We start from the raw sequence: 9,273 nt of genomic DNA, 5'->3' as shown, positions 1-9,273 counted from the left end.
TCGGCCAGGCCGTGGTGGGCGGCGGCGGTCCACCGGCCCACCACCGGCAGGCAGGCCGCGGCGGCGGCGTCGGCGGCGTCCGGGTCGTCGAGCAGGGTGGCGGTGACCGCGGCCAGCGCCGGCCAGGCGGGGCCGGCGTCGAGGTAGCGGATCTCCAGGAACCCGCGCAGCCGGACGGGCGGGAACAAGGTGGTCAGGTGGTAGTCCAGGTCGCCGGCGCTGGGCCGGCGCCCGCCGAGCAGGGTGCGCCCGGTGACCCAGTCGGCGAACGGCACCCGGCCGCTGACCGGCTCGGCGCCGCCGGCGTCGGTGAACCGGACCAGCATCACCGGCGCGGCGAGGGCGTAGTCGGCCCACTCGTCCGCCGGGTCCCGGCGACCGAGCAGGGGACCGCAGCGGCCCTGGTCCAGGTCGCCCCACACCTGCTGACGGGTCGAGGTCCACCCGGTCTCCTGGCCGGCGAGCATCGGCGAGCTGGCCGACACCGCCACCAGCACCGGGCCGAGCGCGTGCGCCAGCGCCACCCGGTCGCGCTGCCCGCCGGGTGCGCCGGCCTCCAGGTTGACCTGCACCGACGCGGTGGAGGTCATCATCGCCGCACCGGCGACGGGGCAGCCGACCGCGGCGAAGTGCTCCTCCATCGCGGCGTAGCGGGGGCCGGGGCTGACCCGGGCGGCCGGGCGGGCCGGGTCGGTGCCCAGCGGGGCCAGCCCGAGACCGGCGGCGCCGAGCTCCGACCGCAGCACTGCGCTGTCGGCGCGCAGGCCGGCCACCGCGGCGGCGACGTCGTCCCCGGGCGGGCCGGAGAGCTCGACCTGGCCGCCGGGTTCGAGGGTGACCCGGCTGCGGCCGGGCAGCGGGCCGAGCCGGTCCACCAGGCCGGTGATCCGGTCCCACGGCACCCGGCGCCGCGGGTGCTGCAGGTCGACCAGGTGGGCCTCCAGCTCCAGGCCGACGGGCCCGGGCGCGGCCGGGGCCAGCGACCCGAGCCGGACGTGCTCGCGCGCCTCGTCGACGCCGGCCAGCTCGCCGAGCTGCTCGTCGTGCACGGACATGGCCACGGCCACCCCCTCCAGGTCCGGACCGGTCGACGGCGACCGCGGGTCGGTGCGGGGGCGGCTCGTCCCAGGAACGGGCCGTCCTCGGGACCAACCTTGCACACGGCCCCCTCCCCGGGGCAACCCCGGGGAGGTCCGCGCAGGATGGGGCGGTGGCACGGGACCGGGACGCCGAGGGCCGGGCCCGCAGCGCCCGGCCCCGCGACGGGCTGGGCCGGCCGCTGCCGCACGGCTCCCCGGGCGTGCCGCGGGCTCCGGAGGGCGTCGTCCGGACGGCGGGGCAGACCCTCGACGAGGCGCAGCGGCTGCTCGACGCCGGCCGGCCCTTCCACGCGCACGAGGTGTTCGAGGACGCCTGGAAGACCGGGCCGGCCGACCAGCGGGAGCTCTGGCGCGGTCTCGCTCAGCTCGCCGTGGGGCTGACCCACGCCGCGCGGGGCAACGCGGTGGGCGCCCGCACGCTGCGGGACCGGGCCGCCGGGCACCTGGCGGAGCAGGCGCCGGTGGCCGCCGTCCTGGGGGTGGACGCGGTCACGCTGGCCGCGTGGGCGCGCAGCCCGGCGGAGGACGGGCTCCCGCGGCTCAGGCGGTGACGGCCCGGACCGCGACCCGGCGCCGGCGGACGAGCTTGACGGCGAGGAACGCCAGCAGGGCCACGCCGACGACCAGGGGCACCGCGACGTAGACGTCGGGGTCCAGCGGCGGCATCAGGTTCGCCGCGGTGGTGCCGCTGGTGACCAGCACGCTGGCCCACACCACGGCGCCGGCGAACTGGGCGACCGCGAACCGCCGGTAGGGCACGCCGGCGGCGGCGGCCGCGCGGGGGGTGAGCGTGCGGGTGCCGGAGACGCACTGGGCCACCGCGACGGAGACCAACGGGTGCTCGCGCAGGCCGCGGAAGACCTTCGACAGCACGGTGCGGACCTTGCCCTTGGCCTTCACGGGGGCGTCGCTGTGCGTGCCCCGCCACCACGACAGGTGGGCGCCGACCACGGTGGCCGCGGTGACCACGGCGATGACCAGCGGCAGCGGGAAGGTGCGGTTGACCGCCAGCCAGCCGGCGGCCAGCGCAGCGGTGCTCCCGGGCAGCAGCATGCCGACCAGGAAGCCGGCCTCGGCGACCAGGACGACGGCGATCACGGCCAGCCCGGTGCCCCGCGGGGCGCTGGCCAGGGCGTGCAGGATGTCGTCCACGGCGCGGGTGCTACCCCGCGGGCCGCTCCGGTGAACCCGGCCGGGGGCGCAGTGCCTCGACCGCGCGCTGCAGGAAGCGGGCCACCACCCGCACCTCGTCCTCGGTCATGTCCGCGAGCACCGCGCCGACGTCCTCGGCCATCGGGGTGAAGAACTCCCGGGCCAGCTCGCGGGCGGTGTCCTGCACCTGCAGCACGACCCGGCGACGGTCGGTGGTGGAGCGCTGCCTGACCAGGTGACCCGAGCGCTCGAGCCGGTCGACCAGGGCGGTGGTGGCGGGGGAGGACAGCCGCAGCTCGGTGGCCAGCAGGCCCGGCGTCATCTCCCGGCCGGCGAGGGAGGCGCCCACCACCACGGCAAGGGCGTCCAGGTCGGTGCGGTGCAGGTCGTGGGTCTCGCCGAAGACGGCCGCCGTGCGGTTGCTCTCGACGGCGACCGAGCGGAGGAGCAGGACGACCTCGCGGTGCGCCGCGTCCATCGTCACCTCCGGGTTTCGGCTGGATTGTTCCACGGTAGAGAGATCTGGTCGTCGAGAAGCGTGCGAGGAGCAGACCATGAAGGACACCACACGGGTGGTCGCGGTGGCGGTGGCCGCGGTGGCGCAGGTCGTCGGGAGCCCCCTGGGTACCGCCCTCTCGGGCCGGAGCGTCGGGGACGTCAGCGACGGGGCCCGATCGCTGGTCACCCCGGCCGGCTACGCGTTCAGCATCTGGGGCGTGATCTTCCTGGGCTCGCTGGCCTGGGCGGTCCACCAGGCGCTGCCGTCGCAGCGCAGCCGCGAGGTGCACCGCCGCACCGGCTGGCCGCTCGCCCTGGCCTTCGCCGGCAACACCGTGTGGGAGGTCGTCTACCCGTTCGCCTCGCCCGCCGCGCAGTGGACGGCCCAGGTGCTCATCTTCGGCATCACCGCCGCCGCCGCGGTGGCCTACGCCCGGCTGCAGGACCTCGACGTCACCGGCGCCGCCCGGGTGCTGCCCGCCGCCACCGCCGGGCTGCTGCTCGGCTGGGTGACCGTGGCGCCGGTGGCCAACGTGGGCAACACGGGGGTCGCGCTGCTGGGCATCGACCCGGGGACCACGTCGTCCCAGGTGTGGGCGGTCGTCGCCCTCGTCGCGGTCGCGGCGATCGGGGGTGGGCTGGTGCTGGCCTCGAGGGTGGCGGCCGGGCCGTTCGCGCTCGCCGTCGTCTGGGGCACCACCGCGATCGCCGCCGCCGGGGGCCCGCTGCCGGTGACCGTCGCCGCGCTGGGTGCCGCGCTCGTCGTGGCCGGCTCGCTGGTCATCCGGGCCGTCGCGCTGCGCGGCAGCAGCCGGGAGGCCCTGCTCGTCGGCTGACCACTGCGGCCTCGGCGCGCCGTCGCGGCCGCGGCGTGGATCAGCTGCGACGGGCAACGTGCATCCTCCGCCACCGACGACGCTGGCGGAGGATGCACGTGCGTCGTCCCACCTGATCCATGCCGAGGGCGGTTGCGGTCGTAGCGTTCGGCGACACCGGGCTGGACCGGGCCCCGTCCGGGCCCGAGCATCGACACCGTGACGAGCGACGCTGCCCCGACCACCCCGCCCGCGACGACCCCGCCGGTGCGCGGGCCGGTCACCTCGGCGTCCTACTCGATCACCGTGCGGCTCTCGGCGGACGGCGACCCGGCCAGCATCGGCCGCATCGCCACCGCCGTGGGCTCGGCCGGCGGCGCGGTGACCGCCATCGACGTGGTGGAGTCCCGCTCCGACGGGCTCACCGTCGACGTCACCTGCTCGGCCGCCGATGCCACGCACTCCGAGGAGGTCGTCGCAGCCCTCGACGCCGTGGAGAACGTGCACGTGCGCAAGGTCAGCGACCGCACGTTCCTGCTGCACCTGGGCGGCAAGATCGAGGTCGGTTCCAAGGTCCCGCTGAAGACGCGCGACGACCTGTCCATGGCCTACACCCCCGGCGTCGCCCGGGTTTGCCTGGCGCTGGCCGACCACCCCGAGGACGTCCGCCGGCTGACCATCAAGGGCAACGCCGTCGCGGTCGTGACGGACGGGTCCGCCGTCCTCGGCCTGGGCGACATCGGGCCCGGTGCCGCCATGCCGGTGATGGAGGGCAAGGCCGCGCTGTTCAAGCGGTTCGGCGGCATCGACGCCTGGCCGATCTGCCTGGACACCCAGGACGTCGACGAGATCGTGCGCACCGTCCAGCTCATCGCCCCCGGGTTCGGCGGCATCAACCTCGAGGACATCGCCGCGCCCCGCTGCTTCGAGATCGAGGCCCGGCTGCGGGCCGAGCTCGACATCCCGGTGTTCCACGACGACCAGCACGGGACGGCGATCGTGGCGCTGGCGGCGCTGCGCAACGCGCTGCGGGTGGTGGAGAAGGAGCTGGCCGACGTCCGGGTCGTCGTCGCCGGCGGCGGCGCGGCGGGGACGGCGATCGTGTCGCTGCTGCTGCAGGCCGGTGCCCGGCACGTGCTGGTGTGGGACCGCGAGGGCGTGCTCTCCCCGGACGACGAGCGGCTCTCCCCGGCCAAGCTCGACCTGGCGCGGCGGACCAACCCCGGGTGCGTCCGCGGCGAGCTGACGGATGCGCTGGTCGGCGCCGACGTGTTCATCGGGGTCAGCGCCGGCAACGTGCTGCCGGTCGAGGCGCTGACGCACATGGCCGAGCGGGCCATCGTCTTCCCGATGGCCAACCCCACGCCGGAGGTCGACCCCATCCGCGCCCGCGCGCACTGCGCCGTCGTCGCCTCGGGCCGGTCGGACCTGCCGAACCAGATCAACAACGTGCTGGCCTTCCCCGGGGTGTTCCGGGGGCTGCTGGACGCCCGGGCCACCGAGATCCGGCCCGGCATGCTGCTGGCCGCCGCCGACGCGCTGGCCGCCGTCGTCCGCGACGACCAGCTCAACGCCAACTACATCATCCCCAGCGTCTTCGACGCCGCCGCCACCGAGGCGGTGGCCACGGCGGTGGAGGAGTCCGCGCGGCAGATCCCCGGTGCCACGGTGGACCTGGACGAGGACGGCCTGCCGGTCTGACGGGGCCGGGCCTCACCCCGGGCTGACCCGGGCGGGGGAGGGGCGGGTGGTCCCGGCGGCCCGGACGGACGACGATGGGCCCGTGCCCGAGTTGCCCGAGGTGGAGGCGTTGGCGGCGTTCCTGCGGGAGAACGCGGTCGGGAAGGTCGTGACCCGTGTCGACCTCGCCGGCATCCAGACGCTCAAGACCTTCGACCCGCCGCTGTCCTCGCTGGCCGGCCTGGAGGTCACCGGCGCGGGCCGGATGGGGAAGTTCCTGGACCTGGACGTCTCCGGGATCCACCTGGTCGTGCACCTGGCCCGGGCGGGCTGGCTGCACTGGCGCGCCGAGCTGCCCACCGCTCCGCCGAAGCCGGGCAAGGGTCCGCTGGCCGTCCGCGTGCACCTCGACGACGGGGCCGGCTTCGACCTGACCGAGCAGGGCACGCGCAAGGGCCTGGCGGTGTACGTCGTCCGGTCGCCGTCCTCGGAGGTGCCGGGCATCGCCCGGCTGGGCCCGGACGCCCTGGCGGTGGACGCCGAGGCCTTCGCCGCGTTGATGAGGGGCCGCAAGGGCCAGCTCAAGGGGGCACTGACCGACCAGACGCTGGTCGCCGGGATCGGCAACGCCTACTCCGACGAGATCCTGCACGTGGCGAAGCTGTCGCCGTTCAAGGGCGCGGACAAGCTGACCGACGAGGAGTCGCTGCGGCTCTACGACGCGGTGCGCACCTCGCTCACCGAGGCGCTGGAGCGCCAGGTCGGCCAGCAGGCGGCCAAGCTCAAGGGCGAGAAGCGGGCGAACCTGCGGGTGCACGCCCGCACCGGCCTGCCGTGCCCGGTGTGCGGGGACACCGTCCGCGAGGTCTCCTTCGCCGACACGTCGCTGCAGTACTGCCCGACCTGCCAGACCGGGGGCAAGCCGCTGGCCGACCGGCGGATGTCCAAGCTGCTGCGCTGAACCCGCCGGCCGGCCGGGGTGCTCAGACCTCGACGGGCTCGAAGGCGGCCCGGTCGACCTTGCGGTGGTAGCGCGAGCCCAGCTTGCCGCCGAGCATGGCCCCCAGCAGCGTCACCAGCAGGCCCGCACCGAGGGCGATCAGCCCGCCGGTGGTCGCGGTGCCGGAGTCGACGGGCAGCGACGGCAGGTTGAGCTGGTCGAAGAAGTTGTACTGGGTGCCCAGCACCAGGCCGGCGAGCGCGGCCAGCACCAGGACGATGAACCCCCACAGCCAGACGCCGAGGCCCTGCTTGGTGCCGTTGAACCGGGCCATCCGACCGGCCACGTAGCCACCGGCGAGGTAGGCCAGGAACAGCACGACCAGCAGGGCGATCGCCGCGCCGAGGCCGATGCCGGTGTTGGCCTGGTTCGCCGCCTCCTGCGGGGTGCCCAGGGTCGAGTAGAGGCCGAAGGCCAGGCCGGCGGCGGACAGGATCGCCAGCAGGATCACCGCGATGCCGACCGCGCTCATCCAGCCGAAGAACGCCGAGCCCATGTGCAGGCCGCCGTAGCGGGCGCGCTGCGCAGCCGCCATCTCCTTGGCGCTGGTGGGGATGACGGCTCCCGTGCGGTCGTCGCGGCCGTCCCCGTCGTGGTCGACCGGGGGTGCGACGACGGTGTCGTGCCGGTGGCCGTCGTGCCGCACGCCGTCCCGGCCGAGGTCGCCGCGGTCGTCGTACCGGTGCTCGTGGCGGTCGCCGTCGTGCTCGGCCGCGCGGTCGTGCCCGGCCACCACCGCGCCGCCGACCCCGGCAGCGGCGGCCGCGGCACCTGCGCCGTGGTGGTCGGAGCGTTCGTCGTCCCGCACCCCGTCGTGGCGCGGCTCCGGGCGCGCCCCGTTGTGGCGGGCCTCGTCGTGGCGGAGGTCGTCGTGGCGGAGGTCGCCGTGCCGGGCGGCCGTGTCGGCGGTGGTCGGCGGTGCCTCGCCGGTGGTCCCGGCCAGGGCGCCGGACGGTGCCGCGGTGTTGGCCGGGCTGGTGCCCTCGGCGGCGTGGCCGGGGCGGGCGGAGGTCTGCTCGGTGGGCACGCGGTCCTCGTGCGTCGACCGGGCGTACCCCTGCTCGTCGTGGACCTGCGGGTCGGTGGTGGTGCCGGCGGCGGGCGGTGTCCCGTACCGGCCGGTCGGGTCGGGGGCGGTTCCCCGGGTGTCGTCGGCCATGGCGCGTCCCCTCCTGCGAGGTCGGCACCGGGGCCGCGGTGGCCCCGGTCGTCGGTGGTCACTGCCCCCGACGGCTCCGCGCGAACCCCTGCGGGGTCATCCGGCGACGGCGGTCCACCAGTCGGGTGTCGCCGGGACCTCGCCGGTGAGGTCCAGCCGTTCGCCGGGTCGGGGGACGACGACGGGGACGTCGCCGGCGGCGGCGAGCAACCGGTCGACCGGCTCGGCCCAGCCGTGGAAGGCCAGGTTGAAGGTCGCCCAGTGGATGGGCAGCAGCACCCGGCCGCCCAGGTCGCCGTGCGCCCGCACGGCCTCCTCGGGGTCCATGTGGATGGCCGGCCACTGCGGCGCGTAGGCCCCGACCGGCAGCAGGGTCAGGTCGAAGGGGCCCTGCTGGGCGCCGATCGAGGCGAAGGCGGGGTGGTAGCCGGTGTCGCCGCCGAAGAACACCCGGTGCCGCGGCCCGCGGACCACCCACGAGGACCACAGCGTGTCGTCGCGGGACAGTCCCCGGCCGGAGAAGTGCCGGGCCTCGGCGCACACCAGGGTCAGCTCCCCGACCCGGTGCTCGCCGTCCCAGTCGAGCTCGACGACGCGCTCGGCGGGCACGCCCCAGCGGCGCAGGTGCTCCCCGATGCCCAGCGGCACGACGAAGGGCGCGCCCTGCTCGCGGACCAGCCGGTCGACGGTGGGCAGGTCGAGGTGGTCGTAGTGGTCGTGGCTGATGAGGACGGCGTCCACCCGCGGCAGCTCCTCCAGCGGCCCGGGCACCGGGTGCAGCCGCCGCGGACCGACCACCGCGGACGGGGACACCCGCTCGCCCCACACCGGGTCGACCAGCACGCGGGCGCCGTCGACCTCCAGCAGCGCGCTGGCGTGGCCGAACCAGGTGACGGCGAGGTCGGCTGCCTGTGCGGGGAGCTGCGGGCTGACCAGGGGGACCGGCCGGGCCGGTGCGCCGCGGCGGCGGCTGCGGCGCAGCTCGCGGACGAGCTCCGCGCGGTCGCCCTGCAGCGCGGTCGGGGTGGGCAGGGTGTTGCGGAACTTGCCCCCGGAGAAGTTCGGGGACCCGGCGACGTGCGGGCGCAGGGCGCGCCGGTCGGCGCCCATCGCCCGGGGCACGCCCCAGGCGGCGCGGGTGACCAGGGCCGCGGGCAGGGCGAGGGCGGCGGTGAGCACGGAGCGGCGGAGGGTCGGCACGGACCCAGCATCCCCCGGCCTGCGCCCCGGTGCCGCGTCCGGTCCGGCCCTGCTCAGCCGGTCGGGGTGGTGGACCCGGTGCTGGTCGTCGTGCCGGCGCTCGTGCCGGGGGCCGGGGTGCTGGTGGGCGGGGTGCTGGTGGCCGTGGTGCCGGTGGCCGTGGTGCTGGTGGGCGGGGTGTCGGTGGGCGGGGTGTCGGCGGACGTGGTGGTGGTCGGGGCCGCGGTGGTCGGGGTGGTGGTCGGGGTGGTCGTGGCCGGGACCGTCGGGGTGGGGCTCGGTCGACCGGTGGTGGTCGGCGCCGTGGTCGGTGTCGTCGTGGTCGGCGCCGTGGTGGTCGGCGCCGGCGGGACCGTCGTGGTGGGCGCGGTCGTGGGCGGGACGGTGGTGGTGGTCGGCGGCGGGGGCGTCGTCCCGGCGTCGGTCGGCACGGTGGTCGGCACGGCGGTGGTCGGCACGGTGGTCGGCACGGTGGTCGGCGGGGTGTCGGGTGTGCCGGGCACCGGCGTCCTGGTGGACGGCGGGGTGACGCGGGGGGCGGGGGCGGCGGCCGAGGGGGTGCTCGGTGCCGGCTGGGTGGTCGGCGCGACCGACGGGACCGAGCTCGTCGGGGCGGGCGGGGGGGGGGGGGCGGACCCGGCGGTGCCCGCCGGGGGGGGGGCGGGGGGG

General features: G+C 76.7%; 9 protein-coding genes and 1 pseudogene. 5 read left to right on the top strand and 5 right to left on the bottom strand.

The window, feature by feature from the left end; translation table 11 throughout:
- The coding region (egtA, locus tag NH342_RS20170) for an ergothioneine biosynthesis glutamate--cysteine ligase EgtA (RefSeq protein ID WP_253017666.1) at positions 1-1,055 on the bottom strand (1,055 nt) is incomplete at its 3' end.
- A 155-nt stretch (positions 1,056-1,210) separates the two neighbouring features.
- Between egtA and NH342_RS20165 the strand changes: the two genes are divergently transcribed.
- On the top strand, positions 1,211-1,651 hold the full coding sequence (locus NH342_RS20165; protein ID WP_253017664.1) for a DUF309 domain-containing protein: 441 nt from the start codon (positions 1,211-1,213) through the stop codon (positions 1,649-1,651).
- Here NH342_RS20165 and NH342_RS20160 read toward each other — a convergent pair.
- Positions 1,641-2,252, bottom strand: coding sequence for a DedA family protein (locus NH342_RS20160; RefSeq protein ID WP_253017662.1), 612 nt, complete (start codon positions 2,250-2,252; stop codon positions 1,641-1,643). The genes NH342_RS20165 and NH342_RS20160 overlap by 11 nt on opposite strands.
- A 10-nt stretch (positions 2,253-2,262) precedes the next feature.
- Positions 2,263-2,730 carry a MarR family winged helix-turn-helix transcriptional regulator gene (locus NH342_RS20155; protein WP_253017660.1) on the bottom strand — a complete coding sequence of 156 codons (468 nt, stop codon included), beginning with the start codon at positions 2,728-2,730 and terminating at the stop codon, positions 2,263-2,265.
- A 76-nt stretch (positions 2,731-2,806) separates the two neighbouring features.
- On the opposite strand from NH342_RS20155, the gene NH342_RS20150 reads away from it, so the two are divergent.
- The 3 genes from NH342_RS20150 (at position 2,807) to NH342_RS20140 (ending at position 6,206) form a co-directional block, all read left to right on the top strand.
- Positions 2,807-3,586 carry a hypothetical protein gene (locus NH342_RS20150; RefSeq protein WP_253017658.1) on the top strand — a complete coding sequence of 260 codons (780 nt, stop codon included), beginning with the start codon at positions 2,807-2,809 and terminating at the stop codon, positions 3,584-3,586.
- A 471-nt stretch (positions 3,587-4,057) separates the two neighbouring features.
- Positions 4,058-5,266 carry an NADP-dependent malic enzyme gene (locus NH342_RS20145; protein ID WP_374209492.1) on the top strand — a complete coding sequence of 403 codons (1,209 nt, stop codon included), beginning with the start codon at positions 4,058-4,060 and terminating at the stop codon, positions 5,264-5,266.
- An 82-nt stretch (positions 5,267-5,348) separates the two neighbouring features.
- Entirely contained in the window at positions 5,349-6,206 is an 858-nt protein-coding gene (locus NH342_RS20140) for an Fpg/Nei family DNA glycosylase (RefSeq protein WP_253017654.1), read from the top strand.
- 22 nt (positions 6,207-6,228) lie between these two features.
- Here NH342_RS20140 and NH342_RS20135 read toward each other — a convergent pair whose 3' ends face one another.
- Together NH342_RS20135 and NH342_RS20130 are read right to left on the bottom strand one after the other, a co-directional pair.
- Entirely contained in the window at positions 6,229-7,404 is a 1,176-nt protein-coding gene (locus NH342_RS20135; protein WP_253017652.1) for a YrzE family protein, read from the bottom strand.
- A gap of 96 nt (positions 7,405-7,500) precedes the next feature.
- Positions 7,501-8,604: an MBL fold metallo-hydrolase gene (locus NH342_RS20130; RefSeq protein ID WP_253017650.1), complete on the bottom strand. Its 1,104-nt coding sequence runs from the start codon at positions 8,602-8,604 to the stop codon at positions 7,501-7,503.
- 78 nt (positions 8,605-8,682) lie between these two features.
- Here NH342_RS20130 and NH342_RS20125 point away from each other — a divergent pair.
- Positions 8,683-9,273, top strand: a pseudogene (locus NH342_RS20125) (hypothetical protein); the annotation flags it as partial.

Source organism: Klenkia sp. PcliD-1-E (assembly GCF_024124375.1).
In the GTDB taxonomy this organism is placed as follows: Bacteria; Actinomycetota; Actinomycetes; order Mycobacteriales; family Geodermatophilaceae; genus Klenkia.
This window is presented reverse-complemented; position numbering and strand designations above follow the sequence as displayed.